The following is a 22,810-nucleotide window of genomic DNA, read 5'->3' on the forward strand; positions in this document are numbered from 1 at the left end:
TGCTGGCCACGGCACGGTCCAGAATCGAAGTCTGCGCCTAGTGCAACGTCTAATCAAGATACTGTGAACAAAAAAAGAAAACCGGGCGTTGCGGCCCGGTTTTCCAGTTTTTCCCACATTTTTTCTGATGCGGCCCAGATAGAAGGAGCTTATGCCTCTGGTCGGGTTGCTCAATCGGGTAGCGGCGGCAGAAGCCGGTGATGATGCGGCGCTTGGGACGTTTCTGGCGGAAAAAGGCCCCGTGACCACGTCATGCCGAAGCTTGAGGTGTATTTTGAGGCGCTGAAAAACGCGGTTTCATATGCGCTGATACGCTGGGCGCAATCGGTCTTCCAGCGCAGGAGGAGATGAGGGCGCGCTCGGCCCATGCCGCGGCGCTGACGTTTCAGCTTTATGGCGCAAAGAAAAAACCCGGCGCGCTGAGGCCGGGTTTTAACGTCACTGAGTGAAGAGGCTTAAGCCGCCATCGCCGTCTTGAGGTTTTCGTCGATCTTGTCGAGGAAGGCGGTGGTGGAGAGCCAGGGCTGGTCCGGACCGATGAGCAGGGCCAGATCCTTGGTCATGAAGCCGCTTTCGACGGTGTCGACGCAGACGGTCTCGAGCGTTGTCGCGAACTTTGCGAGTTCGGCATTGTCATCCAGCTTGGCGCGGTGGGCAAGGCCACGGGTCCAGGCGAAGATCGAGGCGATCGAGTTGGTCGAGGTTTCCTGACCCTTCTGATGCTGGCGATAGTGGCGCGTTACCGTGCCGTGTGCAGCTTCCGCTTCGACCGTGCGGCCATCCGGAGACAGCAGAACCGAGGTCATCAGGCCCAGCGAGCCGAAGCCCTGCGCAACCGTATCGGACTGCACGTCGCCATCGTAGTTCTTGCAGGCCCAGACGTAGCCGCCGGACCACTTGAGCGCGGAAGCAACCATGTCGTCGATCAGGCGGTGTTCGTAGGTAATGCCGACTTCGTCGAACTTCGCCTTGAACTCGGTCTGGTAGACTTCTTCGAAGATATCCTTGAAGCGGCCGTCATAGGCCTTGAGGATGGTGTTCTTGGTGGACAGGTAAACCGGCCATTTGCGCATCAGGCCGTACATCATGGATGCGCGGGCGAATTCGCGGATGGATTCATCGAGGTTGTACATGGCCAGTGCGACACCGGCGCTCGGGGCGTCGAAAACGTCCTTTTCGATGACCGTTCCGTCTTCACCGACGAATTTGATCGTCAGCTTGCCCTTGCCGGGGAACTTGAAATCGGTGGCCTTGTACTGGTCGCCGAAAGCGTGGCGGCCGACGACGATCGGCTTGGTCCAGCCGGGAACGAGGCGCGGAACGTTCTTGCAGATGATCGGCTCGCGGAAGATGACGCCGCCCAGAATGTTGCGGATCGTGCCGTTCGGGCTCTTCCACATCTGCTTCAGGCCGAATTCCTCGACACGCTGCTCATCCGGCGTGATCGTGGCGCACTTGATGCCGACGCCATGCTTCTTGATGGCATGCGCCGCATCGATGGTGACCTGGTCGTTGGTGGCATCGCGGTTTTCAACCGAGAGGTCGTAATATTCGATGTCGAGATCGAGGTAAGGCAGGATCAGCTTGTCCTTGATCAACTGCCAGATGATACGGGTCATTTCGTCGCCGTCGAGATCGACGACCGGATTGGCTACCTTGATCTTTGCCATGAATTCCTCACCTTCGAAGCTGTGGCGCCTGTTGACGCCGGTATTCGGAAAAATATCCGGTCGGGCTATAGCATCGCGAGCGTCTGAGGCAAAGCCATGGGGGGCGCTTTTTTGGCGCACCGCAATAACGCTTTGCGCATTGCCAAACCACAATGCCGGAATACAGTCAGGCGAATCGCTTCGCCCGCGTGTCGGGCCTATCCCGGGATCACATCATGCGGAATATTCTGCTTCTGACTGCCGCCGTCCTCTTTTCCCACAGCGCCCTTGCGGCCGGGCCTGCCGATCCCGTTCAGAAGGTGATGGATATTACCGTCAAGAACTGGTCCGGTGATGCCGAGAACTGGAAATACATTTTCGATGAGGACATGCTGACCAGCCTGTTCAGCAAGGATTTCGTGACGCAATATCGCGAAGCATCCAAGAAGCCGGCCTACGAGGCGGAAAGCGGCGAGACCGGCGATCCCTTCGGTTACGATGTGGTCACGAACTCGCAGGACGGCTGCCCGCTGGCCGATGTTTCGGTAACGCCGGGTGCCGTGAAGGATGGCGTGACGGATGTGACGGCGAAGTTCAAGCTCTGGGCCTGCATGGACGAAGCGGAGATGAAGGCGACGGTCGATGAAGTGCATTTCGATGTTATCGAGGAAGACGGGCGGCCGGTGATCAGCGACATTCACCGGGTCGGTGACGAGGGCCGGGATTCGCTGCGCGAAGAGATGGCGACGATCATCAAGGGGGAGTGACGGTCGAGTTTTGGCCGGTCGAGAGTGATGCGAGGCTTCGCCACACTCCGCGTCATCCTCGGGCTTGACCCGAGGATCTATTGATTTCAACGGGTTATGGATCCTCGGGTCAAGCCCGAGGATGACGGGTTAGCGGTTTTGCTCTCATCTTCAGCAAACTTGAGCGGGGTGTGCGCTCCCTCCGACTTTGATTTTCGCGCCGATCTGTGCCAGTGAGGCGCGCTTTAGAGCATCGGGCTAAAAATCGATGCGGCGCTTCAAGAAACTGGAACATGACGATGGCAGGCACTAACAGCGAGCTTGAACTTCTGGCGGAAGGCCCGGCGATCATTCTGGTCGAACCGCAGCTCGGCGAAAATATCGGCATGGTGGCGCGGGCGATGGCCAATTTCGGCCTCTCCGAATTGCGTCTGGTCAATCCGCGTGATGGCTGGCCGAGCGAGAAGGCGCGCGCCGCCGCCTCCAAGGCCGATCATGTCATCGATGGGACAAAGGTGTTCGAGACGCTGGAAGAGGCGATCAAGGATCTCAATTTCGTTTATGCCACCACCGCGCGGGAGCGTTACGGGTTCAAGCCGGTGCGCGCGCCGGTGACCGCCGCCGCGACGCTGCGGACAAAATTCAAGGCTGGCGAAAAGACCGGCATCCTGTTCGGGCGCGAGCGCTGGGGGCTTTCCAATGAGGAAGTGGCGCTGGCTGACGAGATCGTGACATTTCCGGTCAATCCCGCCTTTGCCTCGCTCAACATCGCGCAGGCCGTGCTGTTGATGTCCTATGAGTGGATGAAGTCAGGCATGGACGATCTGGACGAGACGCTTTTCCAGTCCGTCGAGCAGCGGCCTTCCACCAAGGAGCAGGTGTTCGGCCTGTTCGAACATCTCGAGGAAGTGCTGGATGCGCGCGGTTATTTTCATCCGCCCGAAAAAAAGCCCAGAATGGTCGACAATCTGCGCGCCGTGATGTCGAGACGCGGGTTTTCCGAGCAGGAAATCAGCGTTTTCCGTGGTGTGCTCAATACGCTCGACCGTTTTCCCCGCCGTTGGTCGAAACAGACCGGCAGGGTAGAACCGGCACAGGAGATGGGGGAGAATGCTGAAGACGAGTGAAGCGGCGGCCGATGTGCTGAAACCGGTGCTGGTGTTCGATTCCGGCATTGGCGGGCTGACCGTGCTGCGCGAGGCGCGCGTGCTGATGCCCGAACGTGGTTTCATCTATGTGGCCGACGATGCGGGTTTTCCGTATGGCGGCTGGGAAGAAGAGGCGCTGACGGCGCGTATTCTTTCGCTGTTCGAAACGCTGCTTGAAGATTACAGCCCCGAAGTTTGCATCATCGCCTGCAACACCGCCTTCACGCTGGCCGGGGCCGATCTTCGGGCGCGGTTTCCCGACATGACCTTCGTCGGCACCGTTCCGGCGATCAAGCCGGCTGCGGAGCGCACCCGCTCCGGTCTCGTCTCCGTGCTGGCGACGCCCGGCACCGTCAAGCGGGCCTATACGCGCGATCTCATCCAGTCCTTCGCCACACAGTGCCATGTCCGTCTCGTGGGCTCTGAAAATCTGGCGCGCATGGCGGAAAGCTGGATCAGGGGTGAGCCGGTTTCGGACGCAGCGGTGCTTGCCGAAATTGAGCCCTGCTTCATCGACAGCGACGGCAAGCGCACCGATATCGTCGTTCTCGCCTGTACCCACTATCCCTTCATGGCCAACGTGTTTCGCCGGCTGGCGCCATGGCCGGTGGACTGGCTCGATCCGGCCGAGGCGATTGCGAGGCGCGCGCGCCATCTTGTGCCGCTGCCGCAGGATGCGGAACATCCAGATGGTTTCGACTTCGCCGTCTTCACGTCAGGCAAGCCGGATTTCGCCACGCGGCGGCTGATGCAGGGTTTTGGCCTCAGCGTTTCGGCGGTCTGAGTTTCACGGTCTTAGTTGCTGTTGTATTTTTGCATCTGTTCCGCTTGATTTTTGCAATTCGAGATTGCGACCACTTGCCGCGTCCGGCATCTCGTGTAAGATGCCTCTCGTCTGTAATCGCTATAAAAGGAGGCGTGGAATGACTGACAATTTTAATATGCGCCTTAACGGCATGTCTGGCACTTCCGGCATGGTCATCTGCGGTTATATGCCCCGAGGCATCACCCTCCGATAAGGCTTATTGCCTGATTTCCTTGCCGTTTGGCACTTTCACTTCGTTCGACATCTGAAATTGTGCGTTCGCGTGGCTCCGTTGCTGCGCCCGTCGTTCCAGCATGTCGTTTTCCATCGATAAAGGACCTGGCCGCTTCGCTGCGCCGGGATGGATTTCCATGCAGAAAAATCAACCATTGGTAGCATATGCGCTGCCGGATGCGGTCGACCGCTTGTTCGTCACGTTCGGCGTCTGGAAAACCCTAAAAGCGGTTCTTGTCGCGGCAATGGTGCCGCGTACGCCGCCGACGGATATCGCTGATTTACCCGGCCGTCTGCTGGATGATATCGGCCTCCAGCCCTCTGAGCGGAAGGTGCGTCGGGACTGGGCGCCACCTTACTGGGCGCCGCGGTTTTGATTGGGGTAGCTGTGCTTCGCCGGCCTGTAAGGTTCGGCGAAGCTGTCTACCGGTTTTATGAAACCGTCACGATCCCGTGCTTTCGTCGTGTTTTTGGAGTGGAATTTTATGCGAATCCGAAAAGTCGTGGCGACCGATATCGAGCTGCTTTGCCCTGTATTTGTCGATATGGAGCGGCATTACGAGGGGGCCGGCGCGATTGGCGAGGCGGCGGTGCGGACCCGTCTCGGACGATTTTTACACTCCAGCCACGGTATCATGCTTGTTGCTGCCGATGACGGCGCTTTGGGTATTCTCTCGATGTTCGAGATGTTTCCCGGCGTGGCGTTGCGGCCGGTCTGGTTCATGAAGGAACTTTACGTTGCAGAATGGGCGAGGGGGCGTGGTGTCGGTGAAGCGCTGATCCGTGAGGCGGCAAAAATTGTCGTCGAACAGGGCGGTTCGCGGCTCGATTTCACCACCGGTCGCGACAATAGCGGTGCGCAACGGTTTTATAACCGCGTTGGCGCAAACGAGGTGGAGTGCGTTTTCCTTCGCTTCGACGAGACTGCGCTTGCGCGTCTTGCCGAGCAGGAAACGGAGCTCTTGCCAGAGTAAGATTTCCGTGGCTTGCTCACCGCATTGAGTGAAGGGAGATTTCATCATGCCGTTGGAGAACTGGCTGGCCTTCGTGGCCGCATCCGCCATCATGCTCGCCATTCCGGGACCGACGATCCTGCTGGTGATTTCTTACGCGCTCGGTCATGGCCGCAAGGCGAGCACGGCGACGGTAACAGGTGTCGCGCTGGGTGATTTTACCGCCATGACCGCCTCCATGCTGGGGCTTGGGGCGCTGCTTGCCACATCGGCGGCGCTGTTCACCGGCCTGAAATGGATCGGGGCGGCTTACCTCATCTATCTCGGCATCAAGCTGTGGCGTTCGCCGGTCAGCGGCGAAGGCGCGGATGGCAAGGGTGTGACGGGCCGTGAAAGGCCGCTTAAAATCTTCCTGCATGCCTATATCGTCACGGCGCTGAACCCAAAGAGCATCGTGTTCTTCGTGGCCTTCCTGCCGCAGTTTCTGGTGCCGACGCTGCCCTTCTGGCCGCAGGTGCTGATTTTCGAAGCGACATTCCTGGTGCTTGCCACCTTGAATGCAGCGCTTTATGGACTGCTGGCAAGTGCCGCCCGCAACACGATCCGCAAACCGAAGGTTCAGCGCATCGTCAACCGCACGGGCGGCGGTCTCCTGATTGGTGCCGGTCTTGTCGCCTTCGCATGGAAGAGGACTGCTGCATCGTAAAGGCTTCGTGAGAGCCAATACCGGATATACAGCATGGCATTGCCGCATATACTTCTCGCCCTGATCACCGTGTTTTTGTGGGGCTTCAACTTCGTCGCCATCAAGATCGGCGTCACCGACATGCCGCCTTTGTTCCTGACGGGGTTACGCTATCTCTGTGCGGCCGTGCCGTTGGTTTTCTTCCTGCCGAAACCGAATGTGCCGTGGCGGCATATGATCGTATACGGCATGGCGATGGGCTTTTTTCAGTTCGGCCTGCTTTATCCGGCCATCAAGCTCGGCCTGCCCGCCGGGCTTGCCTCGCTGGTCATGCAGTCGCAGGCGTTTTTCACGCTGGCGCTTGCCGTCGTGTTCCTCGGCGAGCGGCCTTTGCCCTCGCAGGTCATGGGCGCGGTCATCGCCTTCGGTGGGCTGGCCGTGATCGGCGCGGAGCGCATGACGATGGCGGCCTTCGTGCCGTTGTTGATGGGCGTCGGCTCGGCGATCGCCTGGGCTGTCGGCAATATCGTCAACCGGCGGATCGGTCAGGTGAATGCGGTCTCCTTCGTCGCATGGACCAGCCTTGTGCCTGTTCTGCCGCTGGTGGCGCTTTCGCTTGTCGTGGAAGGACCGGGCGCGATTGCCGAGGGTCTTGCCAATGCGACGGCGACGACGGCTCTTGTGGTCGTTTATATGGCCTATGGGGCAACGATTGTCGGCGCGGGCATCTGGAGCTATCTGTTTTTGCGGTATCCGGCCGGAACCGTTGCGCCGTTTTCGCTGCTGGTGCCGGTGGTCGGTTTCATCAGCGCCTATCTCGCTTTTGCGGAGCATATCACCCTCTTCGAAGTGCTGGGCGCCGGGCTGGTCATTCTGGGCCTGGTACTGAACGTATTCGGACGCCGCATCGCCCTGTCGCGGTTGTGGACCCGGCCTGCCTAGGGGCCGCACGCAATTGCCTGTGCATTATCGGGATGTGACAGACGCAACCGGCGTTTTTTTGGTAAAGAGCATGTTCGGCCGCCGCCAAGGGAATCGGCCGTATCAGATGCAGCACGAGGAATTGAACATTGCAGGTCGGCATCGACATGGGAACTCTATCGGGCGGGCAGCAGGCCAAGCTCGATATTGAGGAATTGCTTGCGACGCGTTTGCTGGTTCAGGGCAATTCCGGTTCCGGCAAGTCGCATCTTCTGCGCCGGCTGCTGGAACAATCGGCGCAATGGGTGCAGCAGGTCATCATCGATCCCGAGGGCGATTTTGTTACGCTGTCCGACAAATTCGGCCACGTGGTGGTGGATGGCGAGCGCACGGAAGCCGAGCTTGCCGGCATCGCCAACCGCATTCGTCAGCATCGCGTCTCCTGCGTGCTGACGCTCGAAGGCCTTGATGTCGAACAGCAGATGCGGGCCGCAGCCGCCTTCCTCAATGGCCTGTTCGATGCCGATCGCGAATTCTGGTATCCGGTGCTTGTCGTGGTGGATGAGGCGCAGATGTTTGCGCCCTCCGTCGCCGGCGAGGTGACGGAAGATGCCCGCAAGGCGTCGCTGGGGGCCATGACCAATCTGATGTGCCGTGGCCGCAAACGCGGGCTTGCCGGCGTCATCGCCACGCAGCGATTGGCCAAGCTCGCCAAGAACGTGGCGGCGGAAGCCTCGAACTTCCTGATGGGCCGTACCTTCCTTGATATCGACATGGCGCGCGCTGCCGATCTGCTCGGCATGGACCGGCGGCAGGCGGAAATGTTCCGCGATTTGCAGCGTGGCAATTTCGTGGCGCTCGGCCCGGCGCTGTCGCGCCGCCCGCTACCCATCGTCATCGGGGCGGTGGAAACCTCGGCGCGCTCCTCTTCGCCGAAGCTGATGCCGCTGCCGGATGCACCACAGGATGTGGAAGACCTGATCTTCACGCCTGACCCGGAAGAGTTCACGCGCGCCGCCGTGCGCCGCACGCCGCCGGCACCACGCCCGACCACAGATATTCTTGCAGAATTGTCCCGCTCCACCCCCGCCGCCGTCGGCCCCTCCACGGACCAGCCACGCGCCGGCCAGGTTGAAATGACGCCGGAGGACCGTGAGGAGAAGATTACGGCCGTGCTCGTCGAAATTCTCGACGATCCGCAATCGGCCTATCGTACCGACGCCGTGCTTTATCAGGACTTTCTGGTGCGCGCCCGTATGCGCCGCATTCCCGGCACGCCGATGACGCTGGCGGAATTCCGCCGGCAGGTGGCGATTGCCCGCTCCGGCGTGGATGCGGCGATGGCGGCCAGCGAAGGCTGGGAAAAGGCGCTGGAGCTGTCGATGTCGGTTTCCGACGATCTGCAGGGCGTTTTCCTGCTGCTGGTGAAGGCGGCGCTGGGAGAGGAGCCTTGCCCGTCAGACGCCCGTATCGCCCGTGCTTATGGCACCCATTCTGCCCGTCGCGCGCGGCGCCTTCTCGGTTATTTCGAGGAGAAGGAACTCGTCGTGGTGCATGCCGATTTCTCCGGAAAGCGCATCGTGGCTTTCCCCGATCTCGACGCAAAAACCGCACCCGGCGATGCGGATGCGGCGGAGGATGATGCAAGGCTTGCGGCGGAGTAATCGCTATTCTGCAAAAAGCCGCATTGCGGAGCCGATTGTCGTGTAGAGACCGACAAGGCTGAGGGCCAGGATGCAAACCAAAGAGACGATCACCAATATCGAGGTCATGCGATGCGACCGTTGATAGGGACGAGCGTCGATATCCGTTTGTATTGGAAGGATGTGGGAGAGCTGCGCCGCGGTCCACCCGCTGCGTTCGAATTCCGGCGAAGCGATAAACTCCGCCAGATGCCGTTGCCGTCTCATGGAAGAGGGCAACTGCGCCAGAAAGCGTTGCGGTTCGCGCCTGTCATTTCTTGAGAGGAAGATATCAATCGCTTCCCGGAAGCGCTCGTCCCTTGCGCCCGAGCAGAACAACATACGCCCCGCTTCGATGAGATCATTCATCTCAAGCAGCACTTCGCCATATTTTTGAAAGAGCGCCAGATTGACTTCAGGATGGCTAAGCCTTCCTTGAAGGATTTCCTTCGCACGCCAGAATTTCTGTTCGGAAATGGCCTGATCTACGGGTTCAAAGGTCATTTTAACGCAATGAGTTTCTATATTGGAGCAAATAGATTTTCGTCTCGGCAGCAATAGTATGAAGTTTATATTTTCACTATCAAAAAAGAAAGAGGAGGCGTCACCGCCTCCTCCTTGCTCATCACTACTCGACAGCCTTCACTTCTTTCCGCGTCGCAATCAGCGAACCGATGATGCCGGTTGCGAGGATGGCGACGGTGACACCGAGCGAGACGGCCGGCGGGATCTTGGCGATGCCGAGCATGTCCGCGACGAAAATCTTCGAGCCGACGAAGACCAGAACCGCAGCCAGCGCATATTTTAGATAAGCGAAGCGGTGGATCAGGGCGGCGAGCGCGAAATAGAGGGCGCGCAGGCCAAGGATCGCGAAGATGTTCGAGGTGTAGACGATAAACGGATCGGTGGTGATCGCGAAGATCGCCGGGATCGAATCGACCGCGAAGATAAGGTCGGCGATTTCGACCATGATGAGCGCCAGAAACAGCGGCGTCACGAAGGTCTTCAGCTTGCCGGTGGTTTCATCCGTCTCCTTGACGAAGAATTTCTCACCATGCAGCCTGTCTGTCACCGGCAGGCGGTTGCGCAGGAATTTCAGGATGCGGTTGTTGCCGATGTCGTTCTCGTCATGGTCGGAGGAGAACAGCATCTTGAGGCCCGTGAAGACAAGGAAGGCCGCAAAGATATAAAGCACCCAGTGGAAGTTTTCGACGATGGCAGCACCGCCGGCGATCATGATGCCGCGCAGAACGATGACGCCGAGGATACCCCACAGCAGCACGCGGTGCTGATATTGGCGGGGAATGGCGAAATAGGAGAAGATCATGGCGATGATGAAGATATTGTCCATCGCCAGGCTTTTTTCGACCACGAAGCCGGTGACATATTCCATCGCCGACTGCTGGCCGGACTGATACCAGATCCAGCCGCCGAAGGCCAAGCCGATGGCGATGTAAAAGCCGGACATCAGCAGGCTTTCACGGATGCCGATTTCCTTGGAGTTCTTATGCAGGACGCCGAGATCGAGCGCCAGGAGGCCAAGGACGAGAGAAATGAAGACAGCCCACATCCAAGTGGGGGTACCGAGAAAATCGTTGAGGAGGAACTCCATCAGTCAACCTTTAGCCGGACGAGGTTGGCTTTGCGGATGGGGAACGTGTGTCAAGAATATACGTGGGCCCCAACCTAAAGAAACTCGACATCACGTGTTGTCCGGTAACACGTCAGAGGGGCCCGAGTTCTGATCACGATGGGTAGGTAGGTGGCCACTTATCCTTTTCAAGGGCAGGCTTGAGAAAAAAAGCGGCGGGCGTTGTTTGACAAATTTGTAAAACGTGTTTAGAAGCCGCCCCAACGCCGGGCAGTGATGTCCGGTGTGTTTTGTTGGTTGCCTTGCAGTTTAATAGCTGACGTTTGGCGGTCAATATCACCGACATGTCCCGTGGTTTCTCCATTTGCATGTGAGAAGCCTGTCAGAGGCCCTGAAACGGGCTTCAGAGGAGGGCGTGTTTCCTTAAACCGGTTTGGTAACAGACCGGCATAACCTTTTGAGAAGGAAATACGATGAGCAAGCGCGAATCGGCCAAGTACAAAATCGACCGCCGCATGGGCGAAAACATCTGGGGTCGTCCGAAGTCCCCGGTAAACCGCCGCGAATACGGCCCGGGCCAGCACGGCCAGCGCCGCAAGGGCAAGATGAGCGACTTCGGCACGCAGCTGCGCGCCAAGCAGAAGCTCAAGGGCTACTACGGCGAACTGCGCGAAAAGCAGTTCCGCGCCACCTTCGACGAAGCAAACCGTCGTAAGGGCGATACTTCTGAAAACCTGATCGGCCTGCTCGAGTCGCGTCTGGACGCCATCGTCTACCGCGCCAAGTTCGTTCCGACCGTTTTCGCATCGCGTCAGTTCATCAACCATGGCCACGTCACGGTCAACGGCGTTCGCGTCAACATCGGTTCTTACCGTTGCAAGGCTGGCGACGTTATCGAAGTTCGTCAGAAGTCCAAGCAGCTGGTTACGGTTCTCGAAGCCGTTCAGCTCGCTGAGCGTGACGTTCCCGACTACATCGAAGTCGACCACAACAAGATGGTTGCGACCTACGCCCGCGTTCCGTCGCTTTCTGACGTTCCGTACCCGGTCGTCATGGAACCGCATCTGGTCGTCGAATTCTACTCGCGTTAATCGACGCGTTTCAGTATTGAGAAAGCCGCCCCTCGGGGCGGCTTTTTTGTTTGCTGGGGAAGGCTTTGCATGCAGGACATTCAGGCGATCGTCGATTCCATTTACGACAGCATGCTGCCGCGGCTGGGTGAGGGGAAGGTTGCGGATTACATTCCCGAACTTGCCAAGGTCGATCCCAACCAGTTCGGCATCGCCATCACCACCGTCGATGGAACCACTTATACGGCCGGCAATGCACTTGTGCCGTTTTCGATCCAGAGTATCTCCAAGGTCTTCATGCTGACGCTGGCGCTCGGCAAGGCCGGTGAGACGGTGTGGAACCGGGTGGGGCGTGAACCTTCAGGCTCTTCCTTCAACTCCATCGTCCAGCTGGAACATGAGCACGGTATTCCGCGCAATCCCTTCGTGAATGCCGGCGCGATCGTGGTGACCGATATCGTTCTTTCCGGCCACCAGCCGCGCGAGGCGATCGGCGAGCTTCTGCGCTTCGTGCGTTACCTCGCGGACGATGATACGATCAGCATTGACGATACGGTGGCGAAATCCGAGCAGGCGACGGGTTTCCGCAATTTTGCGCTTGCCAATTTCATGCGCTCCTTCGGCAATCTGCATCATCCCGTGGAACATACGCTCGGCGTTTATTTCCATCAGTGCGCACTCTCGATGACCTGCGCGCAGCTTTCCCGCGCCGGCCTCTTCCTCGCCAATCGCGGCCGCAATCCCCTGACGGGTCACACCGTGGTCTCCGACCGCCGCGCAAGGCGCATCAATGCGCTGATGCTGACCTGCGGCCATTATGACGGATCGGGCGATTTCGCCTATCATGTCGGCCTGCCGGGCAAGAGCGGCGTCGGCGGCGGCATCATGGCCGTGGCGCCGGGCAATGCGTCGATTGCGGTCTGGTCGCCGGGTCTCAACAAGGTCGGCAATTCGGCGCTCGGGTCACAGGCGCTGGAATTGCTGGCGACGAAAACCGGCTGGTCGGTATTCGGGGCTTGATATTGCCGGCGGATGGGGGCATTGCCTGCATGAAGAACGGCAGTCGTGCCGGAGCGAGCGGATGATGAACATTCTCACCAAGATCGATGATTTTGTAGATCAGGCCGGGGCCGACCAGATCGGGGCGGATCAGGACGCGTCCGAGGAAAACGGCAGCTCGCATCCCCTGTTCGACAATGCTCCGCGTTCGGTCTCGTTCAACAAGCTGCGCAAGCGGCTGCTGCGCAATGTGCGGCAGGCGTTTGAAGATTTCGGCATGCTGAACGGCCAGAAGCGCTGGCTTGTCGGTCTTTCCGGCGGCAAGGACAGCTATGGTCTTCTGGCGCTGCTGCTCGATCTGAAGTGGCGCGGCCTCTTGCCGGTGGAGCTTGTCGCCTGCAATCTGGATCAGGGCCAGCCGAATTTTCCCAAGCACGTCCTGCCGGAGTATCTGGCGAAGATCGGCGTGGCCCATCGTATCGAATATCGCGATACCTATTCAATCGTGAAGGAAAAGGTGCCTTCCGGCGGCACTTACTGTTCGCTCTGTTCGCGTCTGCGGCGCGGCAATCTCTACCGCATCGCGCGGGAGGAGGGCTGCGATGCGCTGCTGCTTGGCCATCACCGCGAGGATATTCTCGAAACCTTCTTCATGAATTTCTTCCATGGCGGCCGGCTGGCCGGCATGCCGGCAAAGCTGATGAATGACGAGGGCGACCTGATGGTCATGCGGCCGCTGGCCTATTGCGCCGAGGACGATATGGCGAAATTCGCCGCCGCGATGGAATTCCCGATCATTCCCTGCGACCTCTGCGGCTCACAGGACGGGCTTCAGCGCAATGCGATGAAGGAGATGCTGGCGGATATCGAAAGGCGCATGCCGGGCCGCAAGGACGTGATGTTGCGGGCGCTTGCCCATGTGAACCCGTCGCATCTGCTCGATCCGAAGCTTTTTGATTTCTCGGCGCTTGCTGTCACCGGGGCGTCACCTGAAGAGCGTAGGGAGGCCAGCCCTCCCTGATGAAGAAGTGCCCCGCGCCATGAGCCTTTCCGACAAAGATATCGAATTCCTCGTTTCCACCGTCGCCGCTGCCGGCGCGAATGAAATTATGCCCCGCTTCCGCAATTTGAGCGCAGGCGCGATCTCCGAAAAGACCTCCGCCGTCGATCTCGTCACCGAGGCCGATATTCTGGCGGAAAAGGCGATTACCGCCGCGCTGCTTGCACGGTTTCCAAAGGCCCATATCGTCGGTGAAGAGACCTATGAGGCGGACCCGTCCGTCATCCCCGCTCTTGCCGATGCGCCGCTTGCCTTCGTGATCGATCCCATCGACGGCACGTTCAATTACGCCTCCGGCTTTCCCGCTTTCGGCACGCTGCTTGCGGTCACCGTCAAGGGTGAGACGGTGGCGGGTATCATCCACGATCCTGTCATGGGCGATACCATCGTCGCGCTCAAAGGCGAGGGGGCCTACCTCAATCGCAAGAACGGCTCGCAGGCCAGGCTCAAGGTCGCGGATCCCGTGCCATTGTCCGAAATGGTCGGCATCTTTTCCTGGGGCCACAGCCATGAGGATCGCCGTCCTGTCATTGCCGCCAATATGGCGAAGATAAAGATGGCGCTTTCGATCAATTGCTCGGCGCATGAATATTGGCTTGCCTCAGCCGGCAAGCTGCATTTCATCGGTCATGAAAAGCTGATGCCCTGGGATCACCTTGCCGGTGTTCTCGTCCATCAGGAGGCGGGTGGCTATACGGCCCGTTTCGACAACACGCCCTACCGGCCGGGACAGACGGCAGGCGGCATCCTGTCGGCACCCGACAAGGAAAGCTGGAAGATGCTGCGACGGGAAATCGTCGCCTTATAAGATTGATGCTCAGACAGAAGGATATCGCCCATGGCCATCGAACTCGACATCGCCTCTCTTGCCAATGCGCTTCAGGAGGCGGCAGCAGTGGAAATCCTGCCGCGGTTCCGTAATCTGGGCGAAGGCGACGTCAGAATAAAGACCGAAGCGATCGATCTCGTCACCGAGGCCGACGAGGCTGCCGAGCGGCTGATCCGCGCCCGCGTGCAGGACATCATGCCTGATGCACTGTTCATCGGTGAAGAGGCGGTTGCGGCTGATCCGTCTCTACTCGGCAAGCTTGCCGACGCCGATCTTGCCGTGGTGGTCGATCCGATCGACGGCACCTTTAATTTCGCTTCCGGCCTGCCGTTGTTCGGCGTGATGATGAGCGTCATCTCCAAGGGCGAGACCGTTGCCGGCCTGATCTTCGATCCGATGGGCAATGACTGGGCGATTGCCGAAAAAGGCTCCGGCGCATGGCTTTGCGCCGCCGATGGCTCGCAGACGCAGATGTCGGTCGTGACAGCGCCGCACCTGTCGCAGATGGTCGGCATCGCCAATACCGGTTATTTCGATGTGGAGACACGCCGCAAGATTTTGATGAACCTTGCGGATGTGCGGCTCTTCACGAGCTATCGCTGCGCGGCGCATGAATACCGCCTGTTCTGCGGCGGCCACATGCATTTCCTGATGTATAACAAGCTGATGCCCTGGGACCATCTAGCCGGCACGCTGCTTTCACAGGAAGCAGGCGCTTATGCCGCCCGGCTTGACGGTTCGCCTTACCTGCCCCGCCATGTGGATGGCGGGTTGCTGCTGGCGCCGGATCAGGAGACATGGGAGCTGCTGCGCGAGAAGATTTTTACGGTGTGATAGCCGCTCGGCTGTATTCAACAAAGAGGGCGCGGAACAGAATTCCGCGCCCTTTTTATGTGTCCGTTGCCCGTTAATGCGTCGGCTTGTTGTGGGCCTGAAACAGCACACCCTTTTCACCGATCAGCACGAAGATCAAGCCGATGATCGAGACGACGAAGAAGCCGGCCACCATCGGTAGCGCCGTGCCGTCGAAAGCCTGACCGATGCCGGCACCGATCAGCGAGCCGCCGACGGTTCCCATGAAGCCGATGACGGAGGAGGCCGTGCCGGCGACATGGCCGAGCGGCTCCATGGCCAGCGAGTTGAAGTTCGAGCCGATCCAGCCGAACTGGAACATGGCAAATGCGAAGAACACGATGAAGATGGGGAAGGGCATCGGCTCCGGCCCGAATATCTGCACCAGCAACCACACGAAGGTGATGGCGATGAAGCCGAGCAGCGATCCGTGCGACAGCTTGCGCATGCCGAACCTGCCGACAAGCCTTGCATTGATGAAGGATGAGAAGGCCATGAACAGGGCAACGCCGGCGAAGGCCGCCGCAAACCATGCGCCGAGGCCATAAATGCCCTTATAGACCTGTTCAGCCGAATTGATGAAGCCGAACAGCGCGCCGAAGATGAAGGTGCTCGAAAGCGTGTAGCAGAGCGCGATACGGTTGGTGAGCACGATCTTGAAGCCGCCAAGCACCGAGCGGGCGGTGAAGGGACGGACATCGTCGGGATGCAATGTTTCCGGCAGGCGGAAATACATCCAGGCCGTCACGACGACGGCGATGCCGGCCATGAAGGCGAAGATCAGATGCCAGTTGCCGAAGAACAGCACGATCTGGCCGGTGCCGGGTGCGATGACCGGGACGACCATGAACACCATCATGATCAGCGACATGACTTCGGCCATCTGCCGGCCGCCATAGATGTCGCGCACGATGGAAATGGTAATGACGCGCGTTGCCGCCGAACCGATGCCCTGAATGAAGCGCAGGACCAAAAGCCCGGCAAATGACGGCACGAAGACCACGGCAATGGCTGAAACGATGTAGATCGCCAGCCCGACAAGCATCGGCGTGCGGCGTCCGAAACGGTCCGAAATCGGGCCATAAAGAAGCTGGGCGATGCCGAAGCCCAGAAGATAAGTGGAAATGACGTATTGGCGGCTGTTTTCATTGACGACGCCCAGGGATGCGCCGATTTCCTGAAGACCGGGCAGCATGATGTCGATGGCGAGCGCATTCAGCGCCATCAGCATCGCGGCCAGCGCGATAAATTCCGTGCGCCCCATCGAAATGGTGCGGGAGGTGGATTGTGAAAGTTCTGTCACAGGATTGCCCCAAAAAGAACGGCAAAGGCGTTGCATGAAGCAACGCCTGGCATAAATTTCTGACAATCAGGGTGGGCCGGATGAACCGGCCGAAATCAGGCCGCGCCGCGGACGCTGATACCCTGTTCTTGGAAGTGGGCTTGCAACTCGCCGGACTGGAACATCTCTTTTACAATGTCACAGCCGCCGAGGAATTCGCCCTTGACGTAGAGCTGCGGGATGGTCGGCCAGTTGGAATAGTCCTTGATACCCTGACGGATGTCGGCATCGGCAAGCACGTTGATGCCTTTGTAGTCGACGCCGAGATAATCGAGAATCTGTACCACCTGACCGGAAAAACCGCACTGCGGAAATTGCGGGGTGCCCTTCATGAAAAGAACGATGTCGTTGCTCTTCACTTCACTGTCGATCATGTCGTTAATGCCGCTCATAGGCTTATTCCTTTCACATGCGGTTCAAGGCCGCTGCTTTCTGTTCGTTCCTAAATAACATGTCGCCGCGCGATTTCCACCCGTCGGGCGGAAAAAATGCAACAGTGTTGCAGTGCATGACACGCCAAAAAAGTGGTTTGCGGTGCCTCAGCGATGTCTCTGCCGGCTGCGGGCGGCGGCGGTGCGTCTTTTGCTCACCTGTTTCTTGGCCGGCTTGCTTTTGGTCGCGCCACCGAGCGCGGCTTCCAGAACGGAACCGACGATGCCGCCGGCGAGGGAGCCGGTGTTTTTTGTCCGGCGTGTGCGGCGGGTTTTGCGGATACCGGTCTTGGTGAGGATTTCAGACAGCGCGCCCTTGACGACGCCGTTGAGCAATTGATCGACGATGCCAGACAATTTTTCCCCGCCAATAAATAAATCATATTTCCGTCGTGATTTTTACTATACGTGCATCGCCCACTGTATCAAGCGATCCTTTCGGGTGTCTCCAGCCCTGAAGGTTTAAGCATGCCGACCGTCAAGTCTCGACTTGTTCTCTATTTTCCCGGTTTCGATCCGCTTGACGCGGCCGCCCATCACCTGCGTTACCAGCGGGCGGCGGCGCTGGCCGGCAAGACATGGGATGTCGGCTATGCGGTGGGGGGGCTTGAGACTACGTCGGCGGGTGAAGCATTCATGGTAGAGGCGTCGGCTGGTGACTGGCGGACGCGCTCCACGATCTTCATCTACGATCATAATGCGGTGATATCGCGCCTGCGGCATGCGCCCGTCTGGCGGCAGATCGGGCTGGGCTTTGCGGCTGCGGCCGGTATTGTCGCGGAAGGCGGGGCAGGGCGGTATCTTCGCCACGCCTGGCGGTTCGGCCTATTCTTCATCTTCCCGTTCCTGCTGATGCTGGTGGGCGGTGCGCTTGCTGTGGGTATTGCCCTGTCGCCATGGCTGTTCAGTTTGCCGCTCTGGTTGCTTGCGATCAGTCTTCCCGCCGCCACCTTGTTTTTCGTGAAGGCGTTTCTGCCTTTCGCGGAGCGGTTTCACACGTTGCATCTTTACGCCGACTGGCGGTTTGCGCTGGCCGTTGGCCGTGATGAGCCGATTGCCCGCGACTGGATCGAGGAAAAGGCGGCGCTGGTTCTCAAGGCGCTGGAACAACCTTCGGAGGAGGTTCTGGTCGTGTCGCACAGCATGGGGGCCAGTCTGGCGCTCGCCGTGATCGGTCGCGTGCTGGAACTGAAGCCAGAAGCGCTCAATGGCCGCAACCTGTCTTTCGCGACGCTGGGCGGTGCTGCCCTGCAATGCGCGCTGCTGTCGAGTGCGGACAGGCTTCGTGAGAGCGTGGGTAAGATCGCTCGTCACCCGGAAGTGACATGGTTCGATATTCAGTGCCTGACCGATCCTATCCACCTCTACCGGTGCAACACCGTGGCCCTGACCGGCCACAAAGACGCACCGCAGCCGAAGATCGTGCCGATCCGTTTCAAGCATTCGCTTTCGCCGGAGCGTTATAAAAAGAACAAGCGCAACTTCCTGCGCATGCACCGGCAATATGTTCTTGGGCCGGATCGCAGATCCGGTTACGATTTTACCCTGCTGACCGCCGGGCCTTTGCCGGCCGCGACCTTCGCCGATCTGGATTCACAGAGCCCGCCTGCCTTATAAGCGGCGTTTGCCATTCCACCTGATGTGAAAAGGCCCGCGTGAGAGTGTCACGCGGGCCTTTGATTTAGTCCGGAGCCTTTATGCGTCGGCGGGACAGTGAGACTGTCTCGCCGGAACCGCTTTCCCGGCCGCAATCATTCGGGAGCCGAGGTCTGCAGGGCAAGGGCGTGCAGAACGCCGCCCATATTGCCCTTCAGCGCGTCATAGACCATCTGGTGCTGCTGCACGCGGGTCTTGCCCTTGAATGCTTCCGCAACGACTTCCGCCGCGTAATGATCGCCATCACCGGCCAGATCGCGGATCGTGACCTTTGCCCCGGGAATTCCCGCCTTAATCATGTCTTCAATGTCGCCGGGTTTCATGGGCATGGTGTTTCTCCTTAATTCATTCTGCGGCGAGCAAAGTTTCGCCGTCCATGAATTGAGGGAACCACGATTCATGGGCCAAGTGCAATTCTTTAATCTCGACGGCGCGCGCCGTGCCCAGCTTTACGCTTGCACCACCGGTGACGCCGATTGCCGTGCAGGAAACGCCGGCTGCCTTGGCAGCCGCCTGCACCTTGTCGAGATCGGTCTTCTTCACCGTCAGGACATAACGGCCCTGATCTTCACCATAGAAGGTGAGGACCGGATTATGGCCTTCGACCGCATCGATCGTCGCGCCGATGCCAGAGGAAATCGCCATTTCGGCAACCGCAAGGGCGAGGCCGCCCGAAGAGCAATCGTGCACGGCGGTGGTGAGGCCTTCGGTGATGAGACCACGGACGAAATCGCCATTCTGCTTTTCAGCAGCCAGATCGACATGCGGCGCCGGGCCATCGGTGCGGCCATGGATATCACGCATGTAAACCGACTGAGCGATGTGGGTGCCGAGACCGGCAGGCGCGCCGATGAGCAGCACGACTTCGTCAGCGGCGGCAAAACGGATGCGTGCCATGCGGCCCCAATCCTTCAGGAGGCCAACGCCGCCGATGGTGGGGGTGGGCAGGATCGCCTGGCCATTGGTCTCGTTATAGAGCGAGACGTTGCCGGAAACGATCGGGAATTCCAAGACGCGGCAGGCCTCGCCGATGCCCTTGATGGCGTGGACCAGCTGGCTCATGATCTCGGGCTTTTCCGGATTGCCGAAGTTCAGGTTGTCGGTGGCCGCCAGCGGCAGAGCACCTGTCGCGGTGATGTTGCGCCAGCATTCGGCGACCGCCTGCTTGCCGCCTTCGAAGGCATCGGCCTCGACATAACGCGGCGTTACGTCGGAGGAGAAAGCGAGCGCCTTCTTGTCGTGGCCTTCGACGCGCACCACACCGGCATCGCCACCCGGCAACTGCAGGGAATTGCCCTGGATCAGCGTGTCATACTGTTCGTAAACCCAGCGGCGCGAGGAGTTATTGGCCGAACCAATGAGCGACACCAGCGCATCGGCTATATCGGCTGCGGGAATGTCGGTTTCCGCCAGAGGTGCCGGCACCTTGGCGGGCGTCCATGGGCGGTCATATTCGGGAGCCTCGTCGCCGAGTTCCTTGATCGGCAGGTTGGCGACTTCCTCGCCATTGTGAATGACGCGGAAACGCAGATCATCGGTGGTCTTGCCGACGATGGCGAAGTCCAGACCCCACTTGACGAAGATCGCCTTTGCGACTTCTTCCTTCGAGGGTTCGAGAACCATGAGCATACGCTCCTGGCTTTCCGACAGCATCATTTCGTAAGCCGTCATGCGCTCTTCGCGCACCGGCACGGCATTGAGGTCGAGTTCGATACCGAGATCGCCTTTGGCGCCCATTTCGACGGCGGAGCAGGTGAGGCCGGCGGCACCCATGTCCTGAATGGCGATGACCGCTCCGGTCTTCATCAGCTCAAGGCAGGCTTCCAGCAGGCACTTTTCGGTGAAGGGGTCTCCGACCTGAACCGTCGGGCGCTTTTCTTCGATGGATTCGTCGAATTCGGCAGAAGCCATGGTCGCGCCGCCAACGCCGTCACGGCCGGTCTTTGCGCCGAGATAAACGACCGGCAGGCCGACGCCCTTGGCTTCCGACAGGAAGATCGCATTGGACTTGGCAAGGCCGGCTGCGAAGGCGTTGACGAGGATATTGCCGTTATAGCGCGGATCGAATTCCACTTCGCCGCCGACAGTCGGCACGCCGAAGGAATTGCCGTAACCGCCGACACCGGCGACGACACCGGCCACGAGGTGGCGGGTCTTCGGATGATCGGGTGCGCCGAAGCGCAGCGCATTCATGGCGGCGATGGGGCGGGCGCCCATGGTAAAGACGTCACGCAGGATGCCGCCGACGCCGGTCGCGGCACCCTGATAGGGCTCGATATAGGACGGGTGGTTGTGGCTCTCCATCTTGAAGACGACGCAGTCGCCGTCATCGATATCGACAACGCCGGCGTTCTCGCCGGGGCCTTGAATGACGCGGGGTCCCGTGGTCGGCAGGGTCTTCAGCCACTTCTTGGAAGACTTGTAGGAGCAGTGCTCGTTCCACATGGCCGAGAAGATGCCAAGCTCGGTAAAGCTCGGTTCCCGTCCGATCAGGTCGAGGATACGCTGGTATTCGTCGGGCTTCAGCCCGTGGGATGCAACGAGTTCCGGGGTGATCTTGATGGAGTTTGAGATAGACATAGGTCTCACGCGGTTCGAGCCGAGGAAAGTTTCCGGTTCTTTAGCGCAAGAGGCTGGATCGTGCGACAGGAAAATGCGCCGCTTTGCCCGCTAATTGGCGGTTTGTGCCGATATTAGCGACCTGCAGGTGGTGCCCGCAGGGCCGTGGCAGGGATCAGGCCACGCTTTCATAGCCGGCTGAACCATTATCGAGCAGGTGACGAAGAATGCTGAAGCCGTGTGTCAGTTCCTCGCGGCTGGAAGGGCCGGAAAAGCTGATGCGGACGCGATGGAAGACCTTTTCCGTTCGCCCGGCCTTGAACTCGTCCTCGTCGTCGATCAGCACGCCCTCCTTCATCGCCGCATTGCGGAAGGTGCCGGAAAGCCAGGGTTCAGGCAGCCGCAGCCACAGGAAGGCGATATCGGGCAGCGAGTTGAAATCCAGCCCGGCAAAGACGCGTCTGGCGATCGCCTCGCGCTGGTTGATCTCGGCGATACAATCCTTGCGGATGTCATCGGCGTCGCCGCTATTGACGAGACGTGCATTCAATTCGGCGAGCATGAAGGGCAATCCACCCGTCATCATCGAATGGGAAATCCGGATACGCGAGGAATATTGCGCCGGGCAGGCGACCCAGCCGCCGCGGACACCGGCGGCGACGGATTTCGACAGGCCGCCGACCACGAAGGTGATATCGGGCGCGAATTCGGCGATCAGCGGAATCGCCTCGCGGGTCATCGCCCCATAGAGATTGTCTTCCACGATCCATACGCCGTATCGGCGGGCGATCTCGGCAATGGCGCGGCGGCGTTCTTCCGGCAGGGTGGCGCAGGTGGGGTTCTGGCCTGCTGACATCAGGAAGATCATTTTCGGGTGCTGCTGGGCGCAGACGCGTTCGAAATCGTCAGGGACGATGCCGTTTTCGTCTACTTCCACCAGTGTCACCCGCCGGCCTGCAAGCCCGGCACTGCGGCTGATATGGGAATAGGTCAACGGTTCGAAGACGATGCGGTCCCCCGGCGCCGTCATCGCCGTCACCACGCTCATCACCGCCGCATGGGCGCCGAGCGTCGAGACGATATTTTCCGGCTTTGGCGACCAGCCGTTCTGGGAAAGCCAGCGGACACCCGCCATACACCAGTTATCGGGGAACGAACGGGCGTAATTGGTGATGTCGCTGGTGTGCTCTCGGGTGACGGCCTCGATGTGCCTGGCGATCAGCGCGCTCTGGCCGACATCCGGTGCCGCGGTCGTGTTCAGCCGGAATTCGGCGCTGGCGTCTATGGCGTGGCGCGTGCTGCCAAAGGCTGCTGCCACCGGTTCCAGTCGCGACGAGGGGGCAGGGGTCTTGCGCTCGTTGACATAGGTGCCGCGGCCGACCTCGCCGCTGACGAGACCACGTTCATGAATCAGCGCATAGGCGCGGCTGATTGTCCCGATTGTCACGCCGAGATCATAGGCGAGATTGCGCTGCGGCGGCAATTTTGCGCCGGCCTGCAACACGCCGTCGGAAATCGCGCACTCGATGCTGTCGGCAAGGCGGAGATAAATCGGGCCGTTGCCCGCTGCGATGTCAGGAAGCCAATTTGTCATGGTG

The 22,810-nt window shown here is 59.6% G+C and carries 23 protein-coding genes; 14 read left to right on the top strand and 9 right to left on the bottom strand.

Annotation, left to right across the window (positions count from 1 at the left end; translation table 11 throughout):
- Nucleotides 1–455 precede the first annotated feature (455 nt).
- Complete coding sequence (locus tag FCH38_RS09380) at nt 456–1,670, bottom strand: NADP-dependent isocitrate dehydrogenase (RefSeq protein WP_149897312.1); 1,215 nt, start codon at nt 1,668–1,670, stop codon at nt 456–458.
- 215 nt (nt 1,671–1,885) lie between these two features.
- Between FCH38_RS09380 and FCH38_RS09385 the strand changes: the two genes are divergently transcribed.
- The 8 genes from FCH38_RS09385 to FCH38_RS09420 all read left to right on the top strand — a co-directional run bounded on the left by FCH38_RS09385 (nt 1,886) and on the right by FCH38_RS09420 (nt 8,805).
- Nucleotides 1,886–2,416 (top strand): hypothetical protein, encoded by a 531-nt coding sequence (locus tag FCH38_RS09385; protein ID WP_174373562.1) that lies wholly within the window; start codon nt 1,886–1,888, stop codon nt 2,414–2,416.
- A gap of 278 nt (nt 2,417–2,694) precedes the next feature.
- Nucleotides 2,695–3,522, top strand: coding sequence for an RNA methyltransferase (locus FCH38_RS09390; protein ID WP_174373563.1), 828 nt, complete (start codon nt 2,695–2,697; stop codon nt 3,520–3,522).
- Nucleotides 3,506–4,327, top strand: a complete 822-nt coding sequence (gene murI, locus FCH38_RS09395) for a glutamate racemase (RefSeq protein ID WP_174373564.1) — start codon at nt 3,506–3,508, stop codon at nt 4,325–4,327. Before FCH38_RS09390 ends, murI begins: the two co-directional genes overlap by 17 nt.
- A 392-nt stretch (nt 4,328–4,719) precedes the next feature.
- On the top strand, nt 4,720–4,959 hold the full coding sequence (locus FCH38_RS09400) for a hypothetical protein (RefSeq protein WP_153514068.1): 240 nt from the start codon (nt 4,720–4,722) through the stop codon (nt 4,957–4,959).
- A 108-nt stretch (nt 4,960–5,067) separates the two neighbouring features.
- Nucleotides 5,068–5,556, top strand: coding sequence for a GNAT family N-acetyltransferase (locus tag FCH38_RS09405; RefSeq protein ID WP_174373565.1), 489 nt, complete (start codon nt 5,068–5,070; stop codon nt 5,554–5,556).
- Between the two features lie 46 nt (nt 5,557–5,602).
- Nucleotides 5,603–6,241 carry a LysE family translocator gene (locus FCH38_RS09410; RefSeq protein WP_153514066.1) on the top strand — a complete coding sequence of 213 codons (639 nt, stop codon included), beginning with the start codon at nt 5,603–5,605 and terminating at the stop codon, nt 6,239–6,241.
- A gap of 33 nt (nt 6,242–6,274) precedes the next feature.
- Complete coding sequence (locus tag FCH38_RS09415; protein ID WP_174373566.1) at nt 6,275–7,162, top strand: EamA family transporter; 888 nt, start codon at nt 6,275–6,277, stop codon at nt 7,160–7,162.
- Between the two features lie 128 nt (nt 7,163–7,290).
- On the top strand, nt 7,291–8,805 hold the full coding sequence (locus tag FCH38_RS09420; protein ID WP_174373567.1) for a helicase HerA domain-containing protein: 1,515 nt from the start codon (nt 7,291–7,293) through the stop codon (nt 8,803–8,805).
- 3 nt (nt 8,806–8,808) lie between these two features.
- Here FCH38_RS09420 and FCH38_RS09425 read toward each other — a convergent pair whose 3' ends face one another.
- The gene (locus FCH38_RS09425; protein WP_236776581.1) at nt 8,809–9,381 is read right to left on the bottom strand and encodes a hypothetical protein; all 573 of its coding nucleotides are present in this window, start codon (nt 9,379–9,381) and stop codon (nt 8,809–8,811) included.
- 70 nt (nt 9,382–9,451) lie between these two features.
- Entirely contained in the window at nt 9,452–10,435 is a 984-nt protein-coding gene (locus FCH38_RS09430; protein ID WP_174373569.1) for a TerC family protein, read from the bottom strand.
- A 452-nt stretch (nt 10,436–10,887) separates the two neighbouring features.
- Here FCH38_RS09430 and rpsD point away from each other — a divergent pair, with 452 nt between their 5' ends.
- The 5 genes from rpsD to FCH38_RS09455 all read left to right on the top strand — a co-directional run bounded on the left by rpsD (nt 10,888) and on the right by FCH38_RS09455 (nt 15,206).
- Complete coding sequence (gene rpsD, locus FCH38_RS09435; protein ID WP_046798221.1) at nt 10,888–11,505, top strand: 30S ribosomal protein S4; 618 nt, start codon at nt 10,888–10,890, stop codon at nt 11,503–11,505.
- Nucleotides 11,506–11,574: 69 nt separating this feature from the next.
- Nucleotides 11,575–12,504 (top strand): glutaminase, encoded by a 930-nt coding sequence (locus FCH38_RS09440; protein WP_127757991.1) that lies wholly within the window; start codon nt 11,575–11,577, stop codon nt 12,502–12,504.
- A gap of 61 nt (nt 12,505–12,565) precedes the next feature.
- Nucleotides 12,566–13,504: a tRNA 2-thiocytidine(32) synthetase TtcA gene (gene ttcA, locus FCH38_RS09445; RefSeq protein ID WP_174373570.1), complete on the top strand. Its 939-nt coding sequence runs from the start codon at nt 12,566–12,568 to the stop codon at nt 13,502–13,504.
- 19 nt (nt 13,505–13,523) lie between these two features.
- Nucleotides 13,524–14,351, top strand: a complete 828-nt coding sequence (locus FCH38_RS09450; protein WP_174373571.1) for an inositol monophosphatase family protein — start codon at nt 13,524–13,526, stop codon at nt 14,349–14,351.
- A 30-nt stretch (nt 14,352–14,381) separates the two neighbouring features.
- On the top strand, nt 14,382–15,206 hold the full coding sequence (locus FCH38_RS09455; RefSeq protein ID WP_174373572.1) for an inositol monophosphatase family protein: 825 nt from the start codon (nt 14,382–14,384) through the stop codon (nt 15,204–15,206).
- 73 nt (nt 15,207–15,279) lie between these two features.
- Here the strand turns inward: FCH38_RS09455 and FCH38_RS09460 are convergent, their stop codons facing one another.
- From FCH38_RS09460 to FCH38_RS09470, 3 genes are all read right to left on the bottom strand, one after another.
- Nucleotides 15,280–16,488, bottom strand: a complete 1,209-nt coding sequence (locus tag FCH38_RS09460) for a multidrug effflux MFS transporter (protein ID WP_174373658.1) — start codon at nt 16,486–16,488, stop codon at nt 15,280–15,282.
- A 134-nt stretch (nt 16,489–16,622) separates the two neighbouring features.
- Complete coding sequence (grxD, locus tag FCH38_RS09465) at nt 16,623–16,958, bottom strand: Grx4 family monothiol glutaredoxin (RefSeq protein WP_174373573.1); 336 nt, start codon at nt 16,956–16,958, stop codon at nt 16,623–16,625.
- 147 nt (nt 16,959–17,105) lie between these two features.
- Nucleotides 17,106–17,354 carry a hypothetical protein gene (locus FCH38_RS09470; protein WP_174373574.1) on the bottom strand — a complete coding sequence of 83 codons (249 nt, stop codon included), beginning with the start codon at nt 17,352–17,354 and terminating at the stop codon, nt 17,106–17,108.
- Between the two features lie 111 nt (nt 17,355–17,465).
- Here FCH38_RS09470 and FCH38_RS09475 point away from each other — a divergent pair, with 111 nt between their 5' ends.
- Nucleotides 17,466–18,614: a hypothetical protein gene (locus FCH38_RS09475; protein WP_174373575.1), complete on the top strand. Its 1,149-nt coding sequence runs from the start codon at nt 17,466–17,468 to the stop codon at nt 18,612–18,614.
- A gap of 134 nt (nt 18,615–18,748) precedes the next feature.
- On the opposite strand, the gene FCH38_RS09480 is transcribed toward FCH38_RS09475, so the two are convergent.
- From FCH38_RS09480 to FCH38_RS09490, 3 genes are all read right to left on the bottom strand, one after another.
- Nucleotides 18,749–18,982, bottom strand: coding sequence for a BolA/IbaG family iron-sulfur metabolism protein (locus FCH38_RS09480; protein WP_003507909.1), 234 nt, complete (start codon nt 18,980–18,982; stop codon nt 18,749–18,751).
- A gap of 16 nt (nt 18,983–18,998) precedes the next feature.
- Nucleotides 18,999–21,233, bottom strand: a complete 2,235-nt coding sequence (gene purL / locus FCH38_RS09485; protein WP_174373576.1) for a phosphoribosylformylglycinamidine synthase subunit PurL — start codon at nt 21,231–21,233, stop codon at nt 18,999–19,001.
- A 154-nt stretch (nt 21,234–21,387) separates the two neighbouring features.
- Nucleotides 21,388–22,806: a PLP-dependent aminotransferase family protein gene (locus tag FCH38_RS09490; RefSeq protein WP_174373577.1), complete on the bottom strand. Its 1,419-nt coding sequence runs from the start codon at nt 22,804–22,806 to the stop codon at nt 21,388–21,390.
- Between the last annotated feature and the right edge of the window lie 4 nt (nt 22,807–22,810).

It is taken from the genome of Agrobacterium tumefaciens (assembly GCF_013337285.1).
In the GTDB taxonomy this organism is placed as follows: Bacteria; Pseudomonadota; Alphaproteobacteria; order Rhizobiales; family Rhizobiaceae; genus Agrobacterium; species Agrobacterium burrii.